The sequence below is a fragment of the Roseovarius aestuariivivens genome, from assembly GCF_004761875.1.
Taxonomy (GTDB): domain Bacteria; phylum Pseudomonadota; class Alphaproteobacteria; order Rhodobacterales; family Rhodobacteraceae; genus Roseovarius; species Roseovarius aestuariivivens.
Genome location: NZ_SJEY01000001.1, coordinates 164,809 through 189,816, shown reverse-complemented (window position 1 = coordinate 189,816; position 25,008 = coordinate 164,809). Strand labels below are relative to the sequence as shown.

Annotated in this window: 25 protein-coding genes; 15 read left to right on the top strand and 10 right to left on the bottom strand. The window is 62.3% G+C overall.

Going from position 1 to position 25,008, the window contains the following annotated elements:
- Window positions 1-299 precede the first annotated feature (299 nt).
- Window positions 300-2,258, top strand: a complete 1,959-nt coding sequence (locus EZV60_RS00935) for a 4Fe-4S binding protein (RefSeq protein WP_135501222.1) — start codon at window positions 300-302, stop codon at window positions 2,256-2,258.
- On the opposite strand, the gene EZV60_RS00930 is transcribed toward EZV60_RS00935, so the two are convergent.
- A complete protein-coding gene (locus tag EZV60_RS00930) occupies window positions 2,252-3,007 on the bottom strand; it encodes a hypothetical protein (RefSeq protein WP_135501220.1) in 756 nt (251 codons plus the stop codon). The two genes, EZV60_RS00935 and EZV60_RS00930, sit on opposite strands and share 7 nt — an antisense overlap.
- 66 nt (window positions 3,008-3,073) lie before the next feature.
- Here EZV60_RS00930 and EZV60_RS00925 point away from each other — a divergent pair, with 66 nt between their 5' ends.
- Genes EZV60_RS00925 through EZV60_RS00910 form a run of 4 tightly spaced genes read left to right on the top strand, consistent with a single transcriptional unit; the run spans window position 3,074 to window position 5,520 of the window.
- Complete coding sequence (locus EZV60_RS00925) at window positions 3,074-3,268, top strand: DUF6494 family protein (protein ID WP_135501218.1); 195 nt, start codon at window positions 3,074-3,076, stop codon at window positions 3,266-3,268.
- Between the two features lies 1 nt (window position 3,269).
- Window positions 3,270-4,334: an iron-sulfur cluster carrier protein ApbC gene (apbC, locus tag EZV60_RS00920; protein WP_135501216.1), complete on the top strand. Its 1,065-nt coding sequence runs from the start codon at window positions 3,270-3,272 to the stop codon at window positions 4,332-4,334.
- Window positions 4,331-5,044 carry a biotin/lipoate--protein ligase family protein gene (locus EZV60_RS00915; protein ID WP_135501214.1) on the top strand — a complete coding sequence of 238 codons (714 nt, stop codon included), beginning with the start codon at window positions 4,331-4,333 and terminating at the stop codon, window positions 5,042-5,044. The genes apbC and EZV60_RS00915 overlap by 4 nt, the downstream gene beginning before the upstream one ends.
- Window positions 5,041-5,520, top strand: a complete 480-nt coding sequence (locus tag EZV60_RS00910; RefSeq protein WP_135501212.1) for a DUF6505 family protein — start codon at window positions 5,041-5,043, stop codon at window positions 5,518-5,520. Before EZV60_RS00915 ends, EZV60_RS00910 begins: the two co-directional genes overlap by 4 nt.
- Before the next feature lie 11 nt (window positions 5,521-5,531).
- Here EZV60_RS00910 and EZV60_RS00905 read toward each other — a convergent pair whose 3' ends face one another.
- Window positions 5,532-6,956 (bottom strand): FAD-binding oxidoreductase, encoded by a 1,425-nt coding sequence (locus tag EZV60_RS00905; protein WP_135501210.1) that lies wholly within the window; start codon window positions 6,954-6,956, stop codon window positions 5,532-5,534.
- A 32-nt stretch (window positions 6,957-6,988) separates the two neighbouring features.
- The gene (locus tag EZV60_RS00900; RefSeq protein WP_135501208.1) at window positions 6,989-8,956 is read right to left on the bottom strand and encodes an AsmA family protein; all 1,968 of its coding nucleotides are present in this window, start codon (window positions 8,954-8,956) and stop codon (window positions 6,989-6,991) included.
- A gap of 102 nt (window positions 8,957-9,058) precedes the next feature.
- On the opposite strand from EZV60_RS00900, the gene rimO reads away from it, so the two are divergent.
- Together rimO and trhA are read left to right on the top strand one after the other, a co-directional pair.
- Window positions 9,059-10,453: a 30S ribosomal protein S12 methylthiotransferase RimO gene (gene rimO / locus EZV60_RS00895; RefSeq protein WP_135501206.1), complete on the top strand. Its 1,395-nt coding sequence runs from the start codon at window positions 9,059-9,061 to the stop codon at window positions 10,451-10,453.
- A gap of 117 nt (window positions 10,454-10,570) precedes the next feature.
- Window positions 10,571-11,218, top strand: a complete 648-nt coding sequence (gene trhA / locus EZV60_RS00890; protein ID WP_135501204.1) for a PAQR family membrane homeostasis protein TrhA — start codon at window positions 10,571-10,573, stop codon at window positions 11,216-11,218.
- Here the strand turns inward: trhA and EZV60_RS00885 are convergent.
- From EZV60_RS00885 to EZV60_RS00875, 3 genes are read right to left on the bottom strand one after another with little or no spacing between them, the layout of a single operon-like run.
- On the bottom strand, window positions 11,215-11,481 hold the full coding sequence (locus EZV60_RS00885) for a DUF6455 family protein (protein ID WP_135501203.1): 267 nt from the start codon (window positions 11,479-11,481) through the stop codon (window positions 11,215-11,217). The genes trhA and EZV60_RS00885 overlap by 4 nt on opposite strands.
- Window positions 11,482-11,532: 51 nt before the next feature.
- Complete coding sequence (locus tag EZV60_RS00880) at window positions 11,533-11,901, bottom strand: YigZ family protein (RefSeq protein ID WP_135501201.1); 369 nt, start codon at window positions 11,899-11,901, stop codon at window positions 11,533-11,535.
- Window positions 11,902-12,609 (bottom strand): M48 family metallopeptidase, encoded by a 708-nt coding sequence (locus EZV60_RS00875; protein ID WP_135501199.1) that lies wholly within the window; start codon window positions 12,607-12,609, stop codon window positions 11,902-11,904.
- A gap of 136 nt (window positions 12,610-12,745) precedes the next feature.
- On the opposite strand from EZV60_RS00875, the gene EZV60_RS00870 reads away from it, so the two are divergent.
- The 3 genes from EZV60_RS00870 to EZV60_RS00860 all read left to right on the top strand — a co-directional run bounded on the left by EZV60_RS00870 (window position 12,746) and on the right by EZV60_RS00860 (window position 14,338).
- A complete protein-coding gene (locus EZV60_RS00870; RefSeq protein ID WP_135501197.1) occupies window positions 12,746-12,985 on the top strand; it encodes a hypothetical protein in 240 nt (79 codons plus the stop codon).
- 79 nt (window positions 12,986-13,064) lie between these two features.
- Complete coding sequence (locus EZV60_RS00865; RefSeq protein WP_135501195.1) at window positions 13,065-13,643, top strand: nitroreductase family protein; 579 nt, start codon at window positions 13,065-13,067, stop codon at window positions 13,641-13,643.
- A complete protein-coding gene (locus EZV60_RS00860) occupies window positions 13,640-14,338 on the top strand; it encodes an EI24 domain-containing protein (RefSeq protein WP_135501193.1) in 699 nt (232 codons plus the stop codon). Before EZV60_RS00865 ends, EZV60_RS00860 begins: the two co-directional genes overlap by 4 nt.
- A 7-nt stretch (window positions 14,339-14,345) precedes the next feature.
- Here the strand turns inward: EZV60_RS00860 and EZV60_RS00855 are convergent, their stop codons facing one another.
- Window positions 14,346-14,969 (bottom strand): helix-turn-helix domain-containing protein, encoded by a 624-nt coding sequence (locus EZV60_RS00855; protein WP_135501191.1) that lies wholly within the window; start codon window positions 14,967-14,969, stop codon window positions 14,346-14,348.
- Between the two features lie 67 nt (window positions 14,970-15,036).
- Here EZV60_RS00855 and EZV60_RS00850 point away from each other — a divergent pair, with 67 nt between their 5' ends.
- The 4 genes from EZV60_RS00850 to EZV60_RS00835 all read left to right on the top strand — a co-directional run bounded on the left by EZV60_RS00850 (window position 15,037) and on the right by EZV60_RS00835 (window position 20,935).
- Window positions 15,037-16,560 carry a class I adenylate-forming enzyme family protein gene (locus tag EZV60_RS00850; RefSeq protein WP_135501189.1) on the top strand — a complete coding sequence of 508 codons (1,524 nt, stop codon included), beginning with the start codon at window positions 15,037-15,039 and terminating at the stop codon, window positions 16,558-16,560.
- Complete coding sequence (locus tag EZV60_RS00845; protein ID WP_135501187.1) at window positions 16,547-17,197, top strand: DsbA family oxidoreductase; 651 nt, start codon at window positions 16,547-16,549, stop codon at window positions 17,195-17,197. Before EZV60_RS00850 ends, EZV60_RS00845 begins: the two co-directional genes overlap by 14 nt.
- A gap of 85 nt (window positions 17,198-17,282) precedes the next feature.
- Window positions 17,283-18,530 (top strand): multidrug effflux MFS transporter, encoded by a 1,248-nt coding sequence (locus tag EZV60_RS00840; protein WP_135501185.1) that lies wholly within the window; start codon window positions 17,283-17,285, stop codon window positions 18,528-18,530.
- A 200-nt stretch (window positions 18,531-18,730) separates the two neighbouring features.
- The gene (locus tag EZV60_RS00835) at window positions 18,731-20,935 is read left to right on the top strand and encodes an NADP-dependent isocitrate dehydrogenase (protein WP_135501183.1); all 2,205 of its coding nucleotides are present in this window, start codon (window positions 18,731-18,733) and stop codon (window positions 20,933-20,935) included.
- A gap of 67 nt (window positions 20,936-21,002) precedes the next feature.
- On the opposite strand, the gene EZV60_RS00830 is transcribed toward EZV60_RS00835, so the two are convergent.
- On the bottom strand, window positions 21,003-23,144 hold the full coding sequence (locus tag EZV60_RS00830; RefSeq protein WP_135501181.1) for a hypothetical protein: 2,142 nt from the start codon (window positions 23,142-23,144) through the stop codon (window positions 21,003-21,005).
- 373 nt (window positions 23,145-23,517) lie between these two features.
- On the opposite strand from EZV60_RS00830, the gene EZV60_RS00825 reads away from it, so the two are divergent.
- Window positions 23,518-24,132 (top strand): YitT family protein, encoded by a 615-nt coding sequence (locus tag EZV60_RS00825; protein ID WP_135501179.1) that lies wholly within the window; start codon window positions 23,518-23,520, stop codon window positions 24,130-24,132.
- A gap of 5 nt (window positions 24,133-24,137) precedes the next feature.
- On the opposite strand, the gene EZV60_RS00820 is transcribed toward EZV60_RS00825, so the two are convergent.
- Window positions 24,138-24,428 (bottom strand): DUF1467 family protein, encoded by a 291-nt coding sequence (locus EZV60_RS00820; protein WP_135501177.1) that lies wholly within the window; start codon window positions 24,426-24,428, stop codon window positions 24,138-24,140.
- The gene (gene mce, locus EZV60_RS00815) at window positions 24,428-24,832 is read right to left on the bottom strand and encodes a methylmalonyl-CoA epimerase (RefSeq protein ID WP_135501175.1); all 405 of its coding nucleotides are present in this window, start codon (window positions 24,830-24,832) and stop codon (window positions 24,428-24,430) included. Before mce ends, EZV60_RS00820 begins: the two co-directional genes overlap by 1 nt.
- Window positions 24,833-25,008: the final 176 nt, after the last annotated feature.

Genomic DNA, 25,008 nt, shown 5'->3' with positions numbered 1-25,008 from the left:
CAGTGAAAGGAGTTTTTTGCATGCGCTCGTGGACAAAGCCGCCGACTGGACAAAATGGGCAGCTTCCTGCAAGGGCGCAGGGCGCATGGGACAGAATGACCGAATCGTATCGCGCCGCCGCTTTGCGCCTTGAAAGATCGCGGTCCAGAGACGAAGAATCGCCGCGCTGACGGGCTGGCGGAGACCGCCACGCGCACAAGTGCGGCGCAGGTTTACGCGCAGCGCGAATCATGTCTAGGTAGCGCCGCCGCGCGCAACCGCAAGGCCCGTGGCAAGGTGAGGGGAGCACCGAAAAACCTATGGCTAAACAATTGATTTTGTGCAACTGTTCGGGCACGCAGGACATCGACAAGGCCGGGCTCGAACAGGCGACAGGCCTGCGCTGCAGCGCGGTGCATTCCGCACTTTGCACGACGCAGGGCGAACAGGCCGCCGCCGCACTCGCAGAAGGCGATGCGTTGATCTGCTGCCGGCAGGAACACCGCTTTTTCGAAGAGCTGGCCGCCGAACTGGACCAGCCTGCCGCGCCGCTGACCGACCTGCGCGACCGCGCAGGATGGTCCGACGACCCCGCGCCCAAACTACCCAAAATGGCCGCGCTTCTGGCCGAGGCCGCGTTGGACGTCCCCGCCGAGAAAAGCCTCGACGTGATCAGCGAGGGGCTTTGCCTAGTTATCGGCGCGGGCGACGTGGCGCTCGCCGCGGCCGATCGCCTGAAGGACGCGCTTGGCGTGACCGTCCTGCTGACGGACGATACCGATCCGCCCGACACCCGCGCCTATGACGTCATCCGCGGCGATCTGAAACGCGCCGAGGGTGCGCTTGGCGGGTTCAGCCTTCGGATCGACGCGCTGCAACAGGTCGACCCCGCAGGCCGTGGCCCCCTTCAATGGACCGCCCCCAAGGACGGCGCGCGCACCGAGTGCGACATCATCCTCGATCTGACCGGCGGCACGCCGCTTTTCCCCGCGCCGCAAAAGCGCGAGGGCTATCTGCGCGCCGATCCGGGCAGCGTCACGGCGGTGGCCGACGCCACGCTTCAGGCAAGCCAGATGGTCGGCACCTTTGAGAAACCGCTTTATGTCGCGACCGAGCCGCTGCTCTGCGCCCATTCCCGGGCGTCCAAGATCGGCTGCACGAACTGCCTTGATGTTTGCCCCACCGGCGCGATCCGGCCCGACGGCGATCACGTGACCGTCGATCCCATGATCTGCGCGGGCTGTGGCGCCTGCTCGGCGCTCTGCCCGTCCGGTGCGATCAGCTATGACGCCCCCTCGCCCGCAACGATCTTTCGCCGGATCCAGGTGTTGGCCTCGACCTATCGCAAGGCAGGCGGCACCGCCCCGCGCCTTTTGGTCTGCGACACCGGGTTCGGGCAAGAGATGATCTCGCTCGCCGCGCGCTATTCTCGTGGTCTGCCGGCCGATGTCATCCCGCTGGAGGTGCCCGCACTTTCGGGCTTCGGCCATGCCGAGATGCTGGCCGCGCTCGCCTCGGGCTTTGCGGATGTCGCCATCCTGCTTGCCCCCACGACGGAACGCGACGCGCTCGACCGCGAATTGCCCATGGCCGAGGCAATCGCCGGCCCCGGCAAGCTGCGCCTGCTGGACGTGGCGGATCCCGATGCGCTCTGCGACGCGCTGTATAACGCCGAGGCGCCCGCCACCCCGCTGGACACGCCGGTTCTGCCGATGGGCAGCCGCCGCCAGGTCGCGCGTCTTTCGGCCCGCGCGCTGCGCGGCGAGGACGACGTCCTGCCCCTGCCCGAAGATGCGCCCTATGGCGCTGTGCTTGTCGATATCGACGCCTGCACGCTTTGCCTCAGCTGCGTCTCGCTCTGCCCTTCCGGCGCGCTGGTGGAAAACCCCGACCGGCCCGAACTGCGCTTTCAGGAAGATGCCTGTCTGCAATGCGGACTGTGTTCCAATGTCTGCCCCGAGGATGCCATCAGCTACGAGCCGCGCATGAACCTGCGGGATGAGGCCCTGGGTCAGGTCGTGCTGAACGAGGAAGAGCCCTTTGCCTGCATCGAATGCGGATCGCTTTTCGGAGTCAAATCCACCATCGAGCGGATCACCGAAAAGCTTGCCGGCAAACACTCGATGTTCGGCACCGACAGCGCGGCGAAGCTAATTCAGATGTGCGACGATTGCCGGGTCAAGGCGCAGTTCCACTCAAAGGACAATCCCTTCGCCGCCGGTGAAAAGCCGCGTGTGCGCACCACGGACGATTATTTTTCCAAGCGCCGGGATCACTGATGCCGGATCGGCGCCCCCAGATCCGCCGGCGGCATGCCGTTCACATAGGCGAGGATCGCCTCGAGCTCGTCGAGCGTGATCTCGACCGGCACGATGGGCGACGGGCGGTTTATGGGAAAAGGCGGCGTGACCTCATCCACCTGTGTAAAGGCGGGATGCGGATTGAGCGCGTAGAAGGCGGCAAAGCGGCTGTCCCAGTCGCGCATCGCGCGCAGCACGAAAAAGCTGGGGGTGGAGCCGATGGCGTTCATCCGGGTCGCCTCGCTGACCGCGTGGCAGCGGGCACAATGCACCACCGACAGCTTTGCGCCCTGCACCGGATCCCCATCGAAGGTGACCGGTGCCACCTCGGCCACCTTGGCCTTTGGCAAGGTAAAGGGCGCTGTGCCGTCCCGCGTGTAGGAGGTGACCGTGCGTTGCCCGATTTCGGACGTCAGCCAGTCGGCAAAGCGCACCGCGTCGGCGTTGTCGGCGGCCCTCAGGCCCAGACGCCAGGTGGCATTCGGTCCGCTGAAGACCCGCGGCCCGTCCGCCTCTGGCGACAGCACGATCTGCGCGGGCTCTTCCGGGCCCACCACCTCGATCCGCACACCGGTCTTGAGCGAGAAGCGCGGAAGGACATATTTCAGAAGGCCGCTGTCGACCAGCGAGGCCGGGGCGGCGAGACGCAGATCCTCGGCCCATCCCGGCGCTGCGGCCCCGGCAAGGGCGACGGCGGCGGCACAGAGATATCTTTTTAATCGGTGCATGGGCTTTACGGTAAAAACAGCGTACCCCACGCGTCAACAGAAACGACACCAGACGGGAGAGACGAGATGAGCGACGATTTCAACATGTCGATGCGCAAATTCCTCAAGCAGGTCGGCGTGACCTCGCAGCAGGCCATCGAGGAAGGCATGCGCAACACGCCCGACACCTTGGGCAAGGAATTCACCGCGAAGGTGACGCTGACCGTCGACGGGATCGACGTGCAGCACGAGGTGACGGGCAAGATCAAGGGCGGCGAATAACGTGGCACTGACACGAGAGAGCGTGCTTGGCGCGCTCAAGACCATTTCCGATCCGGTGTCGGGCGACGACATCGTGAGCGCGGGCGTCACCCGCGGCCTGAACGTGGAAAACGGACTTGTACGTTTTGTACTGGAGATCGATCCAAGTAAGGCCAAAATGTACGAAACGGTCCGTGACGCGGCCCAGAAGGCGGTCGAGGCGCTGGACGGCGCGACCGAGGTTTCGGCGGTCCTGACCGCCCATCAGGCCAAGGCGCCACCCGAACTCAAGCCCAAGCAACCGGCCACCCAGCAGGGGCCGCAAAAAGTGCCGGGTGTCAACCACATCATCGCCATCGCAAGCGGCAAGGGTGGTGTCGGCAAGTCGACCGTCTCGGCAAATCTTGCCTGCGCTCTGGCCGCCGAAGGGCGGCGCGTCGGGCTACTGGATGCAGATGTTTATGGCCCGTCCCAGCCGCGGATGCTGGGCGTCTCGGGCCGGCCCGCCAGCCCCGATGGAAAGACCATCCTGCCAATGCGCAACCACGGCGTCACGATGATGTCTATCGGCTTGATGACAAACGAAGATCAGGCGGTGGTCTGGCGTGGTCCGATGCTCATGGGGGCGCTGCAGCAGATGCTGATGCAGGTTCAGTGGGGCGCGCTTGACGTGCTTCTGGTGGACCTGCCGCCGGGCACCGGTGACGTGCAGATGACGCTTGCCCAGAAGGCCGTCGTGGATGGCGCCGTGATCGTGTCGACCCCGCAGGACGTGGCGCTGCTCGATGCGCGCAAGGGGCTCGACATGTTCAACCAGCTCAAGGTGCCGGTGCTGGGGATGATCGAGAACATGTCGACGCATATCTGTTCCAACTGCGGGCACGAGGAGCACGTCTTTGGCCATGGCGGCGTCGCGGCGGAAGCGTCCAAGCTGGGCGTGCCGCTTCTGGCCGAGGTGCCTTTGCATATCGATATCCGCCTCGCCTCGGACGGTGGTGCCCCCATCGTCGTGTCCAAGCCCGACGCGCCGCAAAGCCAGGCCTTTCGCGACGTGGCGCGCAAGCTGATCGAGGCCGGCGTGGCATGACGGATCGCACGCCCGCCTTTCCGCCGCTGATGAGCGGACACGCGGTCGATGCGGGCATCGACCCGTTTGAGAAGGCCTGCGCGATGGCTGCGCTGGGCTGCGACGCCGGGCTGATCGTCTATGCACCAAGCGTCGACCGGTTGACGGCGGCGCTGGTGATTGCGCCCGAGGTTCCGCTGGAACACGCGATGGCGATGTTACCAGCCTGCGGCGTGGGCTTTCAGAATGCGCTTGGCGCGCTCGCCCCGCCCGAAGTGGCGGTGCACCTTGAATGGACCGGCGGGATTCGGGTGAACGGCGCCTCTTGCGGACATTTCCGCGCCGCGGCAGGCGCATCCGACCCCAAGGCGATGCCGGGATGGCTGGTGGTCGGGCTGGAGGTGCCGCTTTTGCTGGCCGGGACGAGCCCAGGCGAGGCGCCTGATCGCACAGCGCTCTACGAAGAAGGCTGCGCAGATGTGGATCCGGTCGAGCTGCTTGAGGCCTGGGCGCGACACACCCTTGTCTGGATCACCAGATGGGAAGACGAAGGGCCGCGGGCGCTGCATGCCGAATGGCGCGGCCTTGCACACGGCATCGGGGAAGAGATCAGGATGAACGACGAAACCGGGACGTTTCTCGGTGTGGATGAGAATTTCGGCATGCTCTTCCGGGTGGGCGAAGACACACGCCTGATCCCCATGAGCACGATTCTGGAGACGGATGCATGAAACTGGCACGGGCGATTCATTTCGATGAAAGCGATATGCGGGTCTATCACTCTCCGGCCAGGACGGGCGAGTGGTGCATCTCGGGCGGCTTCGAGTTCTCGAACTGGGCCGAGAGCGATCTTGAAGGCAAACAAAGGCAGGCCTTTTCAAATGGCTGGCTTGGGCTGGAAACTTTCGGCCGGGTGACCTTTGTCGCGGTCACGCAGATCGAGCCGGGCGAGATGGACCGCCTGACCGACGCTCTGGCGCAGCATTTCGTCGATATCTACGGCGCGCCGGACGCCGCAACTGCCCGGCCCGTGGCCGCCGAAGAACTGGGCCAGATGGCGGAGATGTGCGAGGACCATGCGCCCAACACGCTGCTGACCGTGGCCCGCGAACTGTCCGAGGCGGGCGTGCGCGAAACCTACCGGGTGATCGAAGCGCAGGACGCCGGGCTGGAGCAATTCGCGATCCACGGATCTTTGGACGAGTAGCCGCGCCCCCCTCAACCGGCGTCTCGGCGCAAAACGGCGCCCGGGTTCATGATGCCCAAAGGATCGAGCGCCGCCTTTATCGCCCGCATCGCCGCCAGTTTCGCCGGATCGCCGTAGCGTTCGAGATCGTCGACCTTTAGGCGCCCGATCCCATGTTCTGCAGAGACCGAGCCGCCCATTCCGTGCGTGAGATCATGCACGCAGCGCTTGATCGCCTCGCGCCGGTCGGTGAAGGCCTCACGGCTTTGGCCCTCGGGCGGGAAGACGTTGTAGTGCAGGTTACCGTCACCCAGATGCCCGAAACAATTGACACGGAACGGTCCGAGTTCGGCAAGCGCGGCGTTACCCTTGACGATAAACTCCGGCACGGCGCCAAGCGGCAGCGAGATGTCGTGGCTCGAGACCGCGCCGATCCGACGATTTGCCTCGGGGATGGTTTCGCGGATAGTCCAGAATTCTTGACGTTGCTGCTCGGATTGCGCGATCAGGCCATCACTGACCAGCCCATCTTCCAGAGCCTCTTCGAAGAGACGTTCGAGCGCGGCATCCGCTTGGAGGCCTTTGGCGAGGCCGATATCGATGAGCACGAACCAGTCCGGATGATCGGCAAAGGGCTGGCGCAGATCGGGCATCGTCTCGGCCAGGAATTCGAGACCGGTTCGATGCATCAGTTCAAAGGCCGAGATCGCCTCGCCCATGTGATCGCGCGCAAGCGCCAGAAGCGTTAGCGCGGCGTCGGGGCTTTCGACCACCATAAGCGCGGTCCCTTGGGCGGCCGGCACCGGAAAAAGCTTTAGCGCAGCGGCAGTAATCACGCCAAGCGTACCTTCCGAGCCGATGAGAAGATTGCGCAGGTCGTAGCCTGTGTTGTCCTTGCGCAGACGTTTCAGGCCATGCCAGATCTCGCCATCCGGCAAGACGGCCTCGATCCCGAGGCAGAGATCGCGGGCGTTGCCGTAGCGCAGGACGTTCACGCCGCCGGCATTGGCGGCGAGAAGCCCGCCAAGCCGCGCGCTGCCTTTCGAGGCGATGGAAAGTGGGAAAAGCCGGTTTGCGTCGCTGGCGGCGTCGTGGATATCGGACAGGATCGCGCCCGCTTCGGCCACCATGACGTTCTCCTCCGGCCAGATACCGCGCACCGCGCGCATACGTTCGAGGCTGAGCAGAAGCGGCGCGGGCCCGTCCTCAGCGACCTGTCCGCCGACCAGACCCGTGCCGCCACCATATGGAATGACCGGCACGCGCGCGTCGGAGGCACGACGGATCATGCAAGCGACCTCTTCGACCGTGCCGGGCGCCAAGACGACGCCCGCCTGCCCTTTCCAGCGGCCGCGCGGCTCTTCGAGATAGGTCGCGGCGGTCTCCCTGAAGGCGGCGTCGGGCAGCTCGTCGCGCAGGCGGTCGATGAAATCGGCGTTGACTGGATTAAGGGTCATGCAAGTTCAGCTATGCGGGGCGGTCCACAAGGTCAATCGACGAGCTTGAGGATGCCCCGCTCTAGCTCCTTTTCCAGGGCGTCCTTGGCCGCGTCTTCGAGCGACTGGCCCTCCTGGCGTGTAATCCCAAGCTGTTTTTCAACCTCGCGCTCGACCTCGCGGCGCGCCTTGCGCTCGATCTCTTTCTTTTCTTCGTTGAAATTCAGGTCGATGGCCGCTTCCAGATCGGGCGTGATGCGTGGGTTTGCCCAAGGTCCGCGAATCTTGACCGGGATCGCAAGACCATTGCCTGATCCGCCATCAAGCAGCCTTGGCGTGAAGACATAATCGATATCGCGCGCACCAAGCCCGATGCGCCCTGCGCCGGAGGCGCGGGCCAGCGGCAGGATCATCGTGAGGTCATCGTTGAATAGATTGCCATCTTCCATGCGAAAGGTGGCGGACGCGCTGTCGAAAACGGTTGTGCCGCCGGTGGCATCGCCTGAGCGCATCAGCCGATCAAGATCGATACCTGATATCACACCGCGCCCGGTTTTGAGCGATCCCTCGCCGGACAGCGACGACATGATCGTCTGCATCGTATTGCCCACGCCAAGGAATTTCAGCGTTCCATCGGCCGTGCCCGAGAGACGTGTGACCTCCATCGTCTCGGTCAGCAGGGTCTGCAAATCGATGTCGGTTGCCGCAAGGTCGCCACCGACCGAAAGGCCAGAGCGGTTGTTGACCACGAACTGGCCGGTGATGAGACCCTTGTAGGCACGCAGCTCGCGGATATCGAACACTAGGCGCGACCGCGTCAGAGTGGCCAGCGTGCGGGTCTTGCCAAGCGTCAGATCGCCCAGATCGATGCTGTTGGCGACAAGCGCCACTTCGGCATCGAGCCAGGCAAGAGCGGAGGCGTCGATCGGGTCGGTCGACCAGCCGGCGCTTGACGCCGCAGCCGTGGCGGTATCACCCGACGCGCCGCCCTGTCCCGGTTTGGAAGAGAAATCCAGCGCGTCGGCATTGAGTTGCAGATTGAGACGCGGCTTGTCTCCCGCAAGGGCGAGATCGGCCCCCCCGGTCACGGCGTTGCCGCCGAGCTCGACCGCCATGTCGCGCAAGGCGAGTCGTGTATCGCGGGTATAAGTCAGGTCGGCTGCGGCGGCGATGCCCGGGCCGATCCCCGCGGGAAGCTCGATGCCGGACAGACCCAGCGTGCCGAGAAACCCTTTGATGTCGGCAATATCTGTGCTGAAGCGACCCGCGGCCTCGGGCGCGCTGCCGGCCCGGCCGGCAAACGCGATCTCGCCGCCGCGCGTGTTCACGGTGACTGCGATATCCGAAACGCCGCCGTCGATGAAATGCGCCACCCGGTCAAGATGACCTGCGATGGTCACGGGCTGTCCTGCGGGGCGCAAAACAAGACTGAACTCGGCGGTGCCTTCGTAATCCGGCCAGCGCAGATCGAAATCCACGCCCGACTGGCGGGTTGTTCGACCCGCCCCATCGTCGATATAGGTCAGCGTTGCATTGGTGATAAGCGCACGGTCCAGCGTGAGTGCGAGGCGTCTGGATTCCGCGGGCGCCGACGTCGCACCATCGGTCGAAGCCTGCCCGGATGGGGCGACGTTCTCGACCCCCAGTTCCCAATTGACGCGCCCGTCGGCTGCGCGGTGCAGGGTGATTTCGGGCGCGACCGCCTCGAGCCCGGTGATACGGATATCGCCGCCCCAAAGCGCCTGCGGTTCCACCCCGACCTTGAGACTGTCGGCACGGAACATCGGTGTCTCCCCGGCCCAGGATGCGTTGGCAATGGTGATCGCGCCCGTGCTGACGCCCAGCACAGGATAGAAGCTGATCCTCGTGTCGCCCTCAAGCGTGACGGCACGGCCCGTCATGCGCGTGATCTGATCTGCGGCAATCCGGGCGATCCTGTCTCCGGGCAAAAAAAGCAGCGAGCCTACGGCCACAAGGGCCAGGACGACAACGAGGGCGACCAAACGGATGATCCAGCGCATTCCTCTCTCCCACGTTTTCATGCAAAGTCTAGGAAGGCGGCGCGCCGCCAACAACCGCTTTTGTGCTTCCATGAGCGCCGGTGCGGCGATATAGGCCCGGCCATGAGCACCAATCCCCCAGACCTGCGCCCCGACCTTGCCCGGCCCGAGATGACGGCGCGCACGCGCCCGGGCCAGCCGGTGGTCGGCATGGTTTCGCTGGGATGCCCCAAAGCGCTGGTGGACAGCGAACAGATTCTCACGCGGCTGCGCGCCGAAGGCTATGGCATTTCATCCGACTACGAAGGCGCCGACGCGGTGATCGTGAATACCTGCGGGTTCCTGGACAGCGCCAAGGCTGAAAGCCTTGAGGCCATCGGCGAAGCACTGCGAGAAAACGGGCGGGTGATCGTAACCGGCTGTCTGGGCGCGGAGCCCGACTACATCACCGGGGCGCATCCAAAGGTGCTGGCGGTGACCGGCCCGCATCAATACGAACAGGTGCTGGACGCGGTGCATGCCGCCGTCCCGCCTGATCCGGATCCTTTCGTGGACCTGCTGCCGGCGGGGGGTGTGAAGCTGACGCCTCGCCACTACAGTTATCTCAAGATTTCAGAAGGTTGCAATCACAAGTGCAAGTTCTGCATTATCCCCGACATGCGCGGGCGTCTGGCCTCTCGCCCGGCGCACGCCATTCTGCGCGAAGCGGAAAAGCTAGCCGAGGGAGGCGTGCGCGAACTTCTGGTTATCTCACAGGATACAAGCGCCTACGGGGTGGACCGCAAGCATGACATAAATCCGTGGAAGGGCGGCGATCTGCGCAGTCACATCGTCGATCTGTCGCGTGCGCTCGGCGACCTCGGGGCCTGGGTGCGGCTGCACTACGTCTACCCCTATCCCCATGTGCGCGACCTCATACCGATCATGGCCGACGCGGGAAACGGACTGCTGCCCTATCTGGACATTCCGTTCCAACATGCGCATCCCGACACGCTCAGACGTATGGCGCGGCCGGCGGCAGCCGCCAAAACGCTCGATGAGATCGCCGCCTGGCGTGCGGCCTGCCCGGATATCGCCCTGCGATCGACCTTCATCGTGGGTTACCCGGGAGAAACGGAAGCGGAGTTCGAGACGCTGCTTGACTGGCTGCGCGAAGCGCGGCTCGATCGCGTGGGATGCTTCCAATACGAGAACGTGGCGGGCGCACGGTCGAACGACCTACCCGATCACGTACCGGACGAAGTCAAACAGGCGCGTTGGGAGCGCTTTATGCAGGTCGCCCAGGCGATTTCTGTGGATAAGCTGGCCGAAAAGGTTGGATCCGTGCAAGACGTAATCGTTGATGACATCGACGAGGATGGTATCGCCACCTGCCGAACCAAGGCAGATGCGCCAGAAATCGACGGCTGCTTATTCATCGACGAAGGCACCGAGCGCCTTCAGGTTGGCGATATCGTTACGGTGGAGGTGGACGAAGCCGGGGACTACGATCTTTGGGGACGGCTGACGACGCGCTGAAAGTTTCGTCGGGCCGACTGCGCCAATTCCTGAAAGACTTGGAAACAATTTTGTGACCAAATTCCGGTACGTTGAAGCCTGGAATTCATGGTATCGTAAAGGCAAGGAGGCATGTCGATGTCTTATCCCGCCTATTCCAGAGCTGAACGGATCGCCGATGGCGTCGTGCACGTGGTAGGTGTAAGCGCGGCGCTGGCCGGCGTCGTTGTTCTTTTCGCGATGATCGCCGATCAGCTTCCGTGGAGCACGTTCTGGGCGGCAATGGTTTACGCGCTGGCCCTCGTGACGATGCTGAGCGCCTCGGCGGCCTACCATCTTGCAGCACATACGAGCGCGCGCCCTTTGCTGCGGCGGATCGACCATGCGGCCATTTACGTGAAGATCGCAGGCACGCTGACGCCGCTTGGTGTCCTGCTCGGAAGTCTGTCCGGCTACGTCATTCTGTGCCTCATCTGGGCGCTGGCGTTGACCGGAGCCGTGTTCAAGCTGCGCGCGGCGCCGGGAAAAATGTCCACCGGATGGCTGCCGCAGGTCGCGCTTGGCTGGCTGGGGCTGGTCCTTCTCATCCCACTCTGGCCCAACCTACCGCGCGAAAGCGTGTTTCTCATTATCACGGGCGGGATGATCTATACCGGTGCCGTGGTCTTCTACTGTTGGGAAAGTCTGCGCTACGCCAATGCCATCTGGCACGCCTTCGTGCTGGCCGCAACGGCCTGTACGTTTCTTGGCATCACCTCAGCGCTTGCGGCCCCGCCCGCGTTCTAAACGCGCTTTCCATCGCGGAGCATCGCGAAGAGATCTCCATTGCGGCACATCGACGGCGTGGCCTCGGCGCCCGCGCTGTGGGACTGCAGCCATTGCGTGCAGCCGTCTGGATTGCTGCAGCCGGTGCAGCGCAATACGGCGTCCGTCAGGGTGTCGGGCAACACGAAGCCTTGTAATGTGGCCTCTTCTAGATCGATGCCGAGAGTTTCGGCCATGCGGTCGACAAGCGCGGCGTGGCGTTTGATCGTCAGCGTCTGGGTCATTCGGATTATCCTTTTCGGGCAGGAACGGTTCCACCCTGCGGCGGCCCTTGTCTAGGCGCCTTGATCTGCGTCAAGCGCGTCGAGATACGCGGTGACGCAGTCCTGCACATGCCGAAACCTGTCGCCGCCAAGATGTTTGCCGCCGAACCAGCGTGTGACGATCACCACATGGTCGCGAAGATCGGCCCGCTGCAGCATGCGCAAGATAACCATTCCAGCCCCGGCCTCGCCATCGTCAGATTTAAGCGGCGCACCGTCGGAGGGAAGCATCGCCCATGTGTTGTGCGTGGCCTTGGCGAATTTCTTGTCGCGCTTGAGATCTTTGAGCACCAGATCGACGGCTTCGCGGTCGTGCGCCGGGGCGCCGGATACGGCGTATTTCGACCCCCTGTCGCTGATCACGCCCGTAAGCTGGCGCATTCAAAGGCTGGCGTTAACGCGCCGTACTGTCTCGATCCGCTGCGCATTTGGCGGATGGGTGCCGAGAAACCGGTCACCGGGGTCGGGAATGCGCGTGAAATAGGCCGCGCCGCGCACCGGATCATATCCAGACCGCCGGGCGATCACCGTGCCAAGCGCGTCGGCCTCGAGCTCGAAATCCTTGGAATAGCTGCGCGCGCCGACGCTCGCTCCGATATTGGTGGCGGCATCGACAGTGCTGGCGCCCGCGCCCGCGAGGGTGGCAAGCCCTCCCAGCAAGATTGCCCCCGCCGCCGCATTCTGGCGCTGTCTCGGGATATGGCCGGCGATATGGTGCGCAGCCTCATGGCTGAGCACGAATGCCAATTCGTCGGAATTGCGCGTATCGGCAATCAGCGCCAGCGTGAAGGCGATAATCGGACGGCCATTCCGGTCCAGGGTCTGGAAAGCATTGGGCGGCTGCCCCCTGCGGTCGTCGATGACGATGTTGAAATCGCAATTCGTCCCGCGCCCCGTGCGGGCGCGGCAATATCTTTCGGCCTCGGGTTCGACCCGGGCGACGACCTGCCGGAAACGGTTCAGTTGAGACCCGTTGGGCGCGCTGACGGTCCGGGCCTGTGGTTGGCCGGGCTGTGCGGGGCCGGTGGGTGCGGTGGTCACCTCGCATGCCGTCAGAAGGGCGAGTGAAATCAGAGCTATCCAGCGCATGGCAACGTCCGTCATATCTTGGGTTGAACAATAAGTAACAGGGTTTTTGGCCACCGCCACCCCGATCACACCAACATGATCTTGATGGCGGTCAAAAGCCGATTGCGCCCGGCGCGCGTCACGCTAGGGTGCGTGTATGTTTTCCATCGAACATGAATTCGACTCGACCGTCGTAACCCTCGTTGATGAGGGTCCTGCGCCTTTGCAGGAGGATGTCATCATCAATGCGTTCGAGGAATGCGTGACGATCGAACAGTACGATCCGCGCACCGACCGGATGCAGAAGGTGACGCTGTCAGCCGAGCAGTTGCGCGATCTCGGGGCCGCGCTTGATCTGCCCGAAGGGGTGTATAGCCTGCGTGTTTCCAAGACCTGAACGCGTTTGCGGACTTGAAGAGTGCGCTGTGACGACGACATGTAGGGCAAACCTGTCGCAACGAAAGAGGCCACGCCCCGTGCCAGACCGAAATCAAGCCGCCCTCGATTTTCTTTTGTCGCGCCGGTCGCGCCCTGCCAAGACGCTGGCCCCGCCGGTGCCGGACCGCGCTGCGCTGGAACCGATCCTGCGGGCCGCGGCCCGCACACCCGATCACGGCAAGCTGGAACCATGGCGCTTCATCGTGCTTGAGCGTTCGGCGTTATTGCGATTGGCGGAGTTGGCTTCGGCGCGGGGTATGAGCCTTGGCCGCAGCGAGGACGACATCGACAAGGCGCACCGCCAGTTCGCGGACTCTTATCTCGCGATTGCAGTGATTGAGGTTCAGAAACCGTCTCCGAAAATTCCGCCGGTCGAACAGACCTACTCTGCCGGCGCGGTCTGCCTCGCGCTTTTGAATGCTGCGCTGGCGTCGGGCTGGGGGGCGAACTGGCTCTCCGGCTGGGCGGCGCATGACAGAGGCTTTGTCGAGGCAGGACTAGGCCTTGCCACGGATGAGCGTATCGCGGGCATTATCCATATCGGTACCGAAAAAAGCGCTCCGCCCGAACGCCCGCGCCCGGATCTCGACGCCATCACGACCTGGGTATCGGAATGATCTTCGGCTCCTTCTTCCAGGCCCTCGGTCAGATCGGCGATCCGAGGTTCCGGCGCGTGCTTTTGCTCGGGATCGGTCTGACCCTTGCGCTGCTCATCGCCGCGACGGTGGGTGTATTGATCTTCATTCAGTGGATCAGCGGCGATACGACCACCGTGTGGCTGATCGGCGAGGTCAACTGGATCGACGATCTGCTCAGCTTTGCGGGGCTTGGGGTGATGATCCTGCTCTCCATCGTGCTGATGGTGCCGGTGGCGTCGGCGATCACGTCGATGTTTCTCGACGAGGTGGCACAGGCGGTCGAGGATCGCCATTACCCGGATCTGCCGCCGGCGGATCCGCAGCCAATGGGCGAGGCGTTCAAGGATACCGTCAATTTTCTAGGGGTGATTGTTGCGGCGAATATCGTGGCGTTGTTTTTCTACGCGCTGTTCGCGCCGATGGCCCCCTTCATCTTCTGGGGCCTCAACGGATATCTGTTGGGGATGGAGTATTTTCAGCTCGCCGCGATGCGCAGGATCGGGCGCAAGAACGCCAAAACGATGCGCAAGGCCAACCGCGGTTTGATCTGGGCCGCTGGCGCGCTGATGGCAATCCCGCTTACGGTTCCGGTCCTGAATCTGGTGATTCCGATCCTCGGTGCGGCCACCTTCACGCATATATTCCATAAGGTGAACGCGCGTCAGGCGGGGTAGAAACGGATTATCCGAGCGAGGTGATCCAGAGGATCGTCGCGTCCTCGTCTGAGACCGACACGACATTATGCCCCATAGTCGCGTCGTAATAGGCGCTGTCGCCGCGGCGCATCTCAATGGGTTCGTAAAATTCGGTGAAAAGCCGCACGACGCCGGTGAGAACATAGAGGAATTCCTCGCCGTCGTGGCGCACCCACCCGTCGAATTCGTCCATCGACCTCGCGCGCACCCGTGCCCGATAGGGCAGCATGCGCTTTTTGGACAGGGCATCTGCCAGAAGTTCATGTTCATAGGTAGTTGTCGCATGATGCGTTCCAAGACCGGTTCTCGTGACGGCCATGCGTCCGCTGATCTGGTCCCGCTGCGGCGGCGTGAAAAGCTGCGGCACCGAGATCTGCAGACCTTCAGCGAGTTTTTTGAGCGCCTCATAAGTGGGCGACATCTGTTCGTTCTCGATCTTCGAGAGCGTCGAGCGCGCGAGTCCCGCGTGCCGGGCCGCCTGTTCGAGGGTCCAGCCGCGCGATTTGCGCAATTCGCGTACCCGCTCTCCCAAGTTGAGCGGTTCCGCCGATTCCTCGGCACCATTTTCCCGCGCGATGCGGATCAGGCTGACAGGCGAGCGATCTTCCATGGCGCAAAGCTTTACGCAGCGGGTGCGACACTTGCAACTGGCACAACCGGGTCCTAAGCCTGTGCGCATGCTGTCCGAGACACAGTCCGCGCCGTTCGCGCCCTGTCCCGCGCCGTTCAACATGGCCGCGCATGTGCTGCGCCATGCCGACAGCTTGCCCGACAAGGTGGCACTTGCGGTGTTGGGCCTGGCAGGTGCGGAGCGTTGTAGCTACGCCCGGCTGAAGGCGGCCGTTTTGGGAACGGGAACGGGGTTTTTGCGGGCCGGTCTTTCACCCGGTGACCGCGTTCTCATGCGGCTGGGAAATACGGTGGAATTCCCGGTGGCCTATCTCGGCGCGCTCGCCGTGGGGTTGGTGCCAGTGCCGACCTCTTCGCAGCTGACGGCAAAAGAGGTCGCCGAGATCATCGACACGGTTCAGCCCCGGCTGATCCTCAGGGCACAGGAAGTGGCCTGCCCCGACACGGCGCTGCCGATGCTCGGCTTGTCAGAGCTCGACGACATGTATGCCCTGCCCCCGGCGTCGTTCGAAATGGGAGATCCCGACCGGCCCGGGTATATCATCTTTACCTCTGGCACCTCGGGCGTGCCACGTGCCGTGGTCCATGCCCATCGCGCCATCTGGGCGCGCCAGATGATGGTCGACGGCTGGTACGGGCTTCGGCAGGACGACAGGATGATGCATGCCGGGGCGTTCAACTGGACGTATACGCTCGGCACAGGCCTTATGGATCCGTGGACCGCCGGGGCGACCGCGCTCATTCCCAAAGCGGGGATTGCGCCTCAGCAGCTGCCACTTTTGATGAAGCGTCACGACGCCACGATCTTTGCCGCCGCGCCGGGTGTCTTCCGCAAGATGCTGGCAGGACAATTGCCCAACCTTCCCAGATTGCGGCACGCGCTTTCGGCCGGAGAAAAGCTGTCGGAGACGGTCCGGCAGGATTGGCAGGCGGCAACCGGCACCGCGATCCACGAGGCGTTCGGCATGTCAGAGTGTTCGACCTTTATCTCGGCCAGTCCCGATCGCCCGGCGGCGCCCGGAACATTGGGACGGCCACAAGCGGGACGGCGGGTTACGATCCTTGGCGAGGACGGCCCGGTGCCGCGTGGACAAGATGGTGTCATTGCGGTGCATCGCGACGATCCGGGGCTGATGCTGGGTTATTTCGGCGCGCGGGATGCAACCGCCGCCCGAATGCGCGAGGCATGGTTTCTGACCGGCGACCAGGGCCGGATGAGCGAAACGGGCGATATTACTTATTTAGGCCGCGCCGACGACATGATGAACGCCGGCGGCTTTCGGGTCTCGCCGCTGGAAGTGGAAGCCGTTCTCAACACTCACCCGGGTATCACCCAATCCGCGGTCACTGAAATAGAAGTCAAACGCGACGCGCGGCTGATCATGGCGTTCTACACAGGGCCGCGCGCCCTTGACCTGGACGACCTGCACGGCTTTGCCGCCGCGCGATTGGCAAGCTACAAGCAGCCCCGGGGCTTTTTTCATCTCGACGCGCTGCCCACCGGCGCGAACGGCAAACTCCTGCGCCGCGCCCTGCGGCCCATCTACGAGGACCTGCATGGTCAAGCTTGACATCATTTCCGATCCGATCTGCCCGTGGTGCTATATCGGCAAGACCTGTCTCGATAAGGCGATCGCAGAGCGTCCCCGCCACCCGTTTGAGATCGAATGGCACCCGTTCCAGCTTAATCCGGACATGCCGTCCGAAGGTATGGACCGGCGGGACTATCTGGAAGGCAAATTCGGCGGTAAGGAGGGCGCCGTGAAGGCTTATCTGCCGGTCGTCGAGCGCGCAGCGGCAGAAGGGTTGAACATCGACTTTGAGGCGATCAAACGCACACCCAACACGCTTGATGCGCATCGCCTGATCCACTGGGCCGGGATCGAGGACCGGCAAATGGTCGTCGCGATGGCCTTGTTCCGCGCCTATTTCGAAGAGGGACGCGATATCGGCTCTCACGAAGTTCTTGCCGATATCGCCGACAGCGCGGGCATGGATGCCGCGGTGATCCTAAAGCTTCTGGACTCGGATGCGGATGCCGAGGGCATTCGGCTTAAGGACAAGGGATTTCGAAAGATGGGGATCACGGGCGTGCCCTGTTTCATCGTTGCGGGTAAACATGCCGTTCCCGGATGCCAGCCGGCGGAGATGTGGATCAAGGTGATCGACGAACTCAATGCCAAGCTGGACGCGGGTGATACGATCTAATGTGCCGGGGTCTGTGCGTGCACGGCCACCGATCTGTGCGGTGACCTGACTGGCGCCCCGTCATGCGCCGTGCTAGCGGCCTGCTATGACCCAGATAGCCCCTCCTACAGCGCCCTCCGCCACCGCCCCTGCCCCTTCGCCGGGACGGTTGGAGTTCGTTGCGCTGATGGCGATGCTTGTCGCAACCGTGGCGTTTTCAATCGATGCGATGTTGCCGGCCCTGCCAGCGATTGGGACCGAATTCTCGCCGGAAGATCCCAACCGCGCCCAATTGGTGATCGGGGCCTTTATTCTTGGGCTGGGAGCCGGAACCTTCCTCGTCGGCCCCTTGTCAGACCGGTTCGGACGCAAACCGGTGATTTTGGTGGGTAGCGCCATCTATGCCGGAGGCGCATTGGCCGCGCTTCATGCCCCAGCGCTCGAAACTCTGATCGCGGCACGCGTTGTGCAGGGGCTTGGCGCCTCGGCGGCGCGCATCGTGGCCGTGGCGATCATCAGGGATCTCTTCTCTGGCCGAGAGATGGCGCGCCTGATGAGCTTCGTCATGCTTGTCTTTACTCTTGTGCCGGCGGCATCGCCCATGGCGGGAAGTGCGATCATCGCCTTGTCTGACTGGCAGGGAATCTTCTGGTCGTTCATCCTTTTCGCGGCGCTCTCTGCTGGATGGATGGCGCTGCGCCTGCCCGAACCTTTGCCGCCAGAGCGGCGCGTGCCGATTACGACGGTCAAGCTATTGCGGGGACTGCGCGACGTCTTCTCGATCCGCATGGTACGGCTGTCCACGGCAGTACAAACGCTGGTTTTCGCCATGCTCTTCGCCTCGATCAGTTCGATTCAGCAAGTGATGGACATTACGTTCGGGCGCGGCGCGCAATTCCCCTACTGGTTCGCACTCATCGCGCTTGCCGCGGCGACGAGCAGTCTTTTAAACGCGGCGCTCGTGATGCGGTTGGGCATGCGCAAGCTGATTCACTTTGCGCTGTTGGTCGAAGCGGGGCTGACCGCTCTCGCGTGCGGTCTGTTCATGAGCGATCTGACCGAGGGCGCTGCGTTCGGAGTGTTTTTCCTCTGGCAGATGAGCGTTTTCTTCCAGGTCGGGCTGACGCTTGGAAATCTCAACGCTTTGGCTCTGGAGCCTCTGGGCCACGTCGCTGGTCTGGCGTCGAGCTTGATCACTGGTCTTGCAACGGTCGGCTCGGTTCTTTTGGCGGTGCCGATTGGACTGGCCTTCAACGGCACGCCCATACCGCTTATGACGGGGGTTCTGGCCTTGGCTTGCGTTGCGTTATGGCTGATGCGCGCCATCCGCGCGGAAGAGCGGATTAGTGGATAAAATCGGTATACTGTCGCATACGGCCTTTCCAGACTGCACCCAATCCGCTATGACGCGAACAACCGCGATTCCTGATGTAGCGGGAAGAAGCGGTGCGATGGGCCTTGATTAGAAGGGTCAAAGCACCCCTTTCCGACGACCCGCAAAGCTTGGTGGACATCGCGCGCGACGACATGACACCTGATCGAAAGGGATCACAGATGGCCAAAGACACCAATCCCGACATCGTCTACACGAAGGTGGACGAGGCGCCCGAGCTTGCCAGCGCGTCGCTTTTGCCGATCATCCGCAAGTTTGCGGCAGCAGCCGACGTAACGGTGGGCACCAAGGATATCTCGCTGGCCGGACGGATCCTAGCAACCTTTCCCGAGGCGCTAAGCGAAGATCAACAGGTCACCGATGATCTTGCTGAACTGGGCAAACTCGTGAAGACGCCCGAAGCCAACGTGATTAAGCTTCCGAATATCTCGGCCTCGGTACCGCAACTCGTGGCGGCGGTTCGAGAACTGCAAAGCCAAGGCTTCGACATTCCGGACTACCCGGAAACGCCCGCCACGGACGAAGAGCGCGCGGTCCTGGCCAAATATGATACGATCAAGGGTTCGGCGGTAAATCCCGTACTGCGCGAGGGAAATTCCGATCGCCGCGCGGCTGCAGCGGTCAAAACCTTTGCCCAGAACAACCCGCACCGCATGGGCGAGTGGACCGCCGCAAGCAAGACGCGCGTGGCATCCATGTCAGGCGACGACTTCTTCTCGAACGAGAAGTCTGCGACCTTGGACAAGGCCGCAACCGCCAAGATCGTTCTGGAAAGGTCCGATGGAGAGACCGTACTGAAAGACAGCGTGTCTTTTCCCGAGGGCACCGTCGTGGACGCTACGTTCATGTCGGCCAAGGCGCTCGACGCGTTTCTGGCCGAGGAAATCGAGAAGACCCGTCAGGAAGGGACGCTTTTCTCACTGCACATGAAAGCGACGATGATGAAGGTCTCCGACCCGATCATCTTCGGGCATGCGGTCAAGGAATGGCTCAAGCCCGTCTTCGAGCAATACGGCGACGAAATGAAGGCTGCGGGCGTCGACCCGGCGTCTGGCCTTGGCGACCTGCTTGAGCGGGTGAAGGACAAGCCCGAGATCATGGACGCGATCGAGGAGGTCCGCAAAACCCGTCCGCCGATGTACATGGTGAATTCCGACAAGGGCATCACCAATCTGCACGTGCCTTCCGATGTGATTATCGACGCCTCGATGCCCGCGCTCATCCGCGACGGGGGCAAGGGCTGGGGCCCTGACAACCAGCAGCATGACACCACCTGTGTCATTCCCGACGACTCCTACGCGCCGGTCTATGACGAGACGATCAAGTTCTTCAAAGCGCATGGCAAACTGAATCCTGCGACGGCGGGCACGGTGCAAAACCTGGGCCTGATGGCGCAGAAGGCTGAAGAGTACGGATCACACCCCACCACTTTCGAGATCCCGGAGGATGGCGTGGTGAAAATGATCCTCGACGACGGCACCGTTCTGCACGAGCACAAGGTAGAACAGGGCGATATCTGGCGCTCGGCCTCGGCGCGCAAGGCGCCGATCGAGGATTGGGTGCATCTGGCCATCGAACGGCAGAAGGCGACGGGGTACCGCGCGATTTTCTGGCTGGATGAAAACCGCGCGCATGACGCGGAACTGATCAAATACGTAATGCCGATCCTGGAGTCGAAGGCCGTGGCCGACAAGTTCGAGATCATGGCCCCACGGGACGCCACCCGCGCCAGCCTTGAGACGATCACCAAGGGTGAGAACACCATTGCCATCACCGGCAACGTCCTGCGTGATTATCTGACCGACCTCTTCCCGATCCTCGAACTGGCCACATCGGCCAAGATGCTGTCCATCGTGAAGCTTATGAACGGCGGCGGCCTTTTTGAGACCGGCGCCGGCGGCTCGGCGCCCAAGCACGTGCAGCAGTTGCAGGAAGAAAATCACCTTCGGTGGGACAGCCTTGGTGAATTCTGCGCCTTGGGTGAAAGCCTCAAGTTTCTGGCCGAGGCGCGCGGCAACGCCCGCGCCAAGGTGCTGGGCGAGGCCGTGGAGGCCGCGACGCAAGGCATTCTCGACAATGGTCGTTCTCCCAGCCGCAAGGTCGGTGAACCGGACAACCGTGACAGTCATTACTGGTTCGCCCGCTACTGGGCAGAAGCCCTTGCCGCACAATCTGACGACGCGGCCCTCGCCGAAGAGTTCGGACCAGTCGCGACCGCCTTGGCCGAAAACGAAGAGAAGATCCTTTCGGAACTGGTCGAGGCACAGGGTGCCCCGGCGGATATTGGCGGATACTACCACCCCGACCCGGAAAAGCTTTCGGCGGTGATGCGCCCGAGCGCCACGCTCAACGGGATTATCGGGTAACCCAGCGTTTCCAAGGCAATGCCGCCCCGCGCGTCGCAAGGGGCGGCATTTTTATTTGCAAGAGACCTTAGCGGCGTTCTTTGAGGCCGGATTTGGTCATGCGCTCTCTCAATTCATCCAGCGTCATGCCATCCGACTTGGTCAGCACCGGGCGCACACGCTCCAGCGCCGAACGGAATTCGGGCGAGGCCGCTTTCTGGATCCGTTCGATCAGTTCCTGTGACATCTGCGCCGTCTCGACATCGAGGAAGGGGCGCTTGGCCGCGCCGACCGGGTCCTTTTCTGCACGCAAGGTCATCTCGCCGATCCGCCCGAAGACCTGAGCCGCCATCTTCTGCGCCTCGCGGTCTTCCATCAGGATCTTCGTCGCCTCGCCCATATGGGCGTAATAGGTGTCGATGATCTCTTCCCCCACATCTGTGCCGCGCAAGGCGAGATCCCGGAAGCGCCGAACCGCCGCGATCGATTGCGTCGCCTGGTTGGGGGCGGAAGCCACCATCACCCGCGACACCGTACAGCGGCAGGACGGAGCGTCGATGCGATTGAAATCCATCGCGGCAAGCGCATCGGTATGTTCGTCCGAGTCAAGTTCACCACACAGGTGATCCCAGTATTCCAGCGCGGTTTCCGAATTGTTGCCGACAAACGAGTCGCGCCACATCTTGGAAAAGGCCGGGGCGTTCGACCCCGAAGGATCGCAATCGTCATCGCCACATCCACCATCGCTGGCGGTGTCGCGCACGTCGTTATAGGCGGCGGCGACCCAGCCCTCGTTTTCCGTGCCATCCGTCTCACTCGTCGAGAAGCTTTCGATGGAGCGAGACCAGCCGTTGGAATTGTAAACGCCATCGGGATTGACGGCGAGCGCGATCACGGTTCCCCACCCTTCGACAAAAGCGAAGTTGGGGTGCTGGTTGGTGTCATCGAAAGTGTGGGCACCGCCCGTATTAGACGGCCAGAAGCCGTTATAGGCGTTGTGCATGGTAGCGTGACCATATTCGTGCAGCACGATATCGCGCGCGACCTCGTCGCCATCCTGGATGTCGATTTCCTTCCAGAAGGTGGAATAGACGCTTGCCCCCTCGGGCCAGCACAAATCGACGAAACCGGGATCGAAAGCGCCCGCGCTGGTCAGGAACTGCCAGCCATCATCGAGATCCTGAAAGATGATCGCGGCCTCGTTATCGGCCCCGACAGACAGGCTGCCGAAATTAACGGTGGTTCCGTCCGAGACACTGTTGACCACGTTCGATGACCACGAATAGGTGCTATCCGGCAGAATGCCCGCACAGTCCTGCACCCGAAAACGCGAGTTGGTCGTTCGCACGCGGATATAGATATCGCGTCCGTTCTGAAACCAGCCGTCATCGGCATCGACCACCGCGCTGAAGCTTCCGGAACCGTTGGTGATCACACTTGTCAGCTGCTCGTCGAAGCCGGTGTCGCTGTCGCGAACATCCACTGTCGCGTTGACCAGCGGTACGGTGGAACCGGACCGATTCTGGTAAAAGATCGAGCCGGTCACCGTAATCGGATCGAGTGCTTTGACCACCTCGTCGGTGCGTTCGACCACGTAGGCTTTTTCATAGTCTTCGATCCCCGGTGCCGGCGGCGCCAGCAGCACGTCCCGGTCAGGTTTGACCCGGTCCGGGTCGATATCGGTACGAGTGAGGTTGCCCGTAATCAGATCGCCAAAGAACAGCGGGTCGTCGGGGTTGTTCCTGCGGCTTTCCTCAAGCCGCTCTTGAATATCACGGCGCAAGATGCGGCGTCTCTCTTTGCCGGTGACAAGCTGGGCTGGCTCACCTTCGCGGATAACAAGATACCGTTTCTCGCTGGTGCCGGCTTCTTCGTAAAGCTCGGCACTGGCCTTAACCGAAAAGAGGATCGGGAATTCACCCGGCCGTTCCGCTTTTAACTGCAGATCGATCTGCTGCACGGCTTCGGGATCGCCACGCACTTCGATCTCGTTTGGACCTTCAAGGGACACGCCACGCGGCACGTCGATGCGCAAGACGCCGCCTTGGAGACGGACATTGGGGCTGACGGTGACAGTTACCTGCACCGTCGCCTCATCCAGAGAGTCGGGCTTCAACTCGACCGAAACCGGGGCGTCCGGCTGACGCGCCTGAACCGGTGCGGCGACCGAAAGCGTCACGACCAGAAAAGAAAGTAGGAAAATGCGTTTAAACAATTCAAGGTATTTCATGGGACAAGCTCCTTTAATAAAATGTCGCGGAAACATCGCGGTGGGACACTCGTACAGGTAACGTGCCGGACCGGCGGCTTTGCCGAAAGTTTTGTTTGGACTCAACAATATGGATCGGAAAACCCAACCTTTCCGCTTGATCCACCAGGTCCTGGAAGTCAGAAAAAAGCACTTACAAATCAATGACCCAAGGCGGCAAGCGTGCCTGTTTTCGGGATCGCTGCGAGACTTGGTCCACACGTAAAGATACCACAACGCGACTGAGTCGCTCAACTTAAGGAAAACCTTACCTGTGCCCGGTTCGTCGCGTCGCGACGAGGCGAGATTGTAAAAAACTGGAAATGGCAGGCCCTCTGCCCTAATTGTCCACAACATGGCGTCTACTGACCGAGCAACCGTGCCCCACTCCAAACTGGAGGATGCCCAAGGCCTTGCGCTTGGGGTGCTGCTTTGCGGCGTGGGCATCCATATTCTTACAAGCGTCGGTTTGATCACCGGACAAACAGCCGGGGTTGCAGTGATCGTCAGCTACCTTTCCGGCTGGTCTTTCGGCGTCGTGTTTTTCCTGATCAATCTGCCTTTCTACGCGCTTGCCTATGGGCAACTCGGACGCGAGTTCACCGCGAAGTCGCTTTTTTCCGTTGCGCTCCTCTCGCTCGTGACCGATCTGCTGCCGCTCGGGTTCACGATAGAGACATTGCACCCCGCCCTCGGCGCCGTGATTTTCGGCGCTACGGTCGGCATGGGACTTTTGGCGATGTTCCGACACAAAAGCTCGCTTGGCGGGCTGGGCGTTGTAGCATTCTGGGTACAGGAAAAAACCGGGTTTCGCGCCGGTTACGTACAGCTGATGACCGATGCAGTGATTTTCACAATCGCCGCCCTGCTCTTTCCGCTAAGCATTGTAGGCTGGTCTTTGCTCGGCGCTCTGGTCCTCAATCTCGTGATCACCTTCAATCACAATCGACAGCGCTACATCGCCAATTAGGGGTATCAAACCCCGGTCTCTTCGCCGCGTGGCCCCATCCGTTCGAAGTAATCTATGTCACGCACGGTGATCCAGCCCGACAGGATGATGGTGGCGGCAATCGCCCACAGCACAAACGCGATGGCGGTTGTGATAACGAATTTTTTCTTCAGGTGGTGTTGTTCCGGCGAGCCGTGATGCGTGCCTGGCACCGTGGTTCCGGCCTCGCCTTGCGTTTGGATACGGATCGGCAGAACGCAAAGAAACGTCATGAACCAGATCACCATGAAAAGAACGATGCCCGAGGCAATGCCCATCAGACCTGCTCCAGCTCGACGAGGCAGCCATTAAAATCCTTGGGGTGCAGGAAAAGCACCGGCTTGCCGTGCGCGCCGATTTTGGGCTCGCCGGAGCCGAGAACGCGCGCGCCCGTTTCCTTCAGACGATCCCGTGCGGCCAGGATATCCTCGACCTCGTAACATACGTGGTGAATGCCACCGGATGGGTTCTTTTCCAGGAAACCATTGATCGGGCTGTCGTCGCCCAGCGGATAAAGCAGTTCTATCTTGGTGTTGGGAAGCTCGATGAAAACGACGGTGACACCGTGATCCGGCTCATCCTGCGGCGCACCGACCTTGGCGCCAAGCGCTGTACGGTACTGATCCGCCGCAGCCTCGAGATCAGGCACGGCGATGGCGACATGGTTTAGGCGTCCGATCATAGTGGCAGCTCCGCTTCTTTGATTGCTGCCGTTATGAAGATTCGCCTGACACGAAACAAGAGTACCCGGAGAGCAAATTCCCGCTTTCGGTCGATCTGCCGCGCGGTGTCTGAGGCTTAACGCTTCGTTAGCCAAGGATTCGTAGGCTTCGATCAAGCGCTTTGCATTAACCTGGT

Coding starts and splice junctions, on each gene's coding strand:
- EZV60_RS00935 (WP_135501222.1), top strand. CDS start 300: ATGGCTAAACAATTGATTTTGTGCAACTGTTCGGGCACGCAGGACATC.
- EZV60_RS00930 (WP_135501220.1), bottom strand. CDS start 3,007: ATGCACCGATTAAAAAGATATCTCTGTGCCGCCGCCGTCGCCCTTGCC.
- EZV60_RS00925 (WP_135501218.1), top strand. CDS start 3,074: ATGAGCGACGATTTCAACATGTCGATGCGCAAATTCCTCAAGCAGGTC.
- EZV60_RS00915 (WP_135501214.1), top strand. CDS start 4,331: ATGACGGATCGCACGCCCGCCTTTCCGCCGCTGATGAGCGGACACGCG.
- EZV60_RS00910 (WP_135501212.1), top strand. CDS start 5,041: ATGAAACTGGCACGGGCGATTCATTTCGATGAAAGCGATATGCGGGTC.
- EZV60_RS00905 (WP_135501210.1), bottom strand. CDS start 6,956: ATGACCCTTAATCCAGTCAACGCCGATTTCATCGACCGCCTGCGCGAC.
- EZV60_RS00900 (WP_135501208.1), bottom strand. CDS start 8,956: ATGCGCTGGATCATCCGTTTGGTCGCCCTCGTTGTCGTCCTGGCCCTT.
- rimO (WP_135501206.1), top strand. CDS start 9,059: ATGAGCACCAATCCCCCAGACCTGCGCCCCGACCTTGCCCGGCCCGAG.
- trhA (WP_135501204.1), top strand. CDS start 10,571: ATGTCTTATCCCGCCTATTCCAGAGCTGAACGGATCGCCGATGGCGTC.
- EZV60_RS00885 (WP_135501203.1), bottom strand. CDS start 11,481: ATGACCCAGACGCTGACGATCAAACGCCACGCCGCGCTTGTCGACCGC.
- EZV60_RS00880 (WP_135501201.1), bottom strand. CDS start 11,901: ATGCGCCAGCTTACGGGCGTGATCAGCGACAGGGGGTCGAAATACGCC.
- EZV60_RS00875 (WP_135501199.1), bottom strand. CDS start 12,609: ATGCGCTGGATAGCTCTGATTTCACTCGCCCTTCTGACGGCATGCGAG.
- EZV60_RS00870 (WP_135501197.1), top strand. CDS start 12,746: ATGTTTTCCATCGAACATGAATTCGACTCGACCGTCGTAACCCTCGTT.
- EZV60_RS00860 (WP_135501193.1), top strand. CDS start 13,640: ATGATCTTCGGCTCCTTCTTCCAGGCCCTCGGTCAGATCGGCGATCCG.
- EZV60_RS00855 (WP_135501191.1), bottom strand. CDS start 14,969: ATGGAAGATCGCTCGCCTGTCAGCCTGATCCGCATCGCGCGGGAAAAT.
- EZV60_RS00850 (WP_135501189.1), top strand. CDS start 15,037: ATGCTGTCCGAGACACAGTCCGCGCCGTTCGCGCCCTGTCCCGCGCCG.
- EZV60_RS00845 (WP_135501187.1), top strand. CDS start 16,547: ATGGTCAAGCTTGACATCATTTCCGATCCGATCTGCCCGTGGTGCTAT.
- EZV60_RS00840 (WP_135501185.1), top strand. CDS start 17,283: ATGACCCAGATAGCCCCTCCTACAGCGCCCTCCGCCACCGCCCCTGCC.
- EZV60_RS00835 (WP_135501183.1), top strand. CDS start 18,731: ATGGCCAAAGACACCAATCCCGACATCGTCTACACGAAGGTGGACGAG.
- EZV60_RS00830 (WP_135501181.1), bottom strand. CDS start 23,144: ATGAAATACCTTGAATTGTTTAAACGCATTTTCCTACTTTCTTTTCTG.
- EZV60_RS00825 (WP_135501179.1), top strand. CDS start 23,518: ATGGCGTCTACTGACCGAGCAACCGTGCCCCACTCCAAACTGGAGGAT.
- EZV60_RS00820 (WP_135501177.1), bottom strand. CDS start 24,428: ATGGGCATTGCCTCGGGCATCGTTCTTTTCATGGTGATCTGGTTCATG.
- mce (WP_135501175.1), bottom strand. CDS start 24,832: ATGATCGGACGCCTAAACCATGTCGCCATCGCCGTGCCTGATCTCGAG.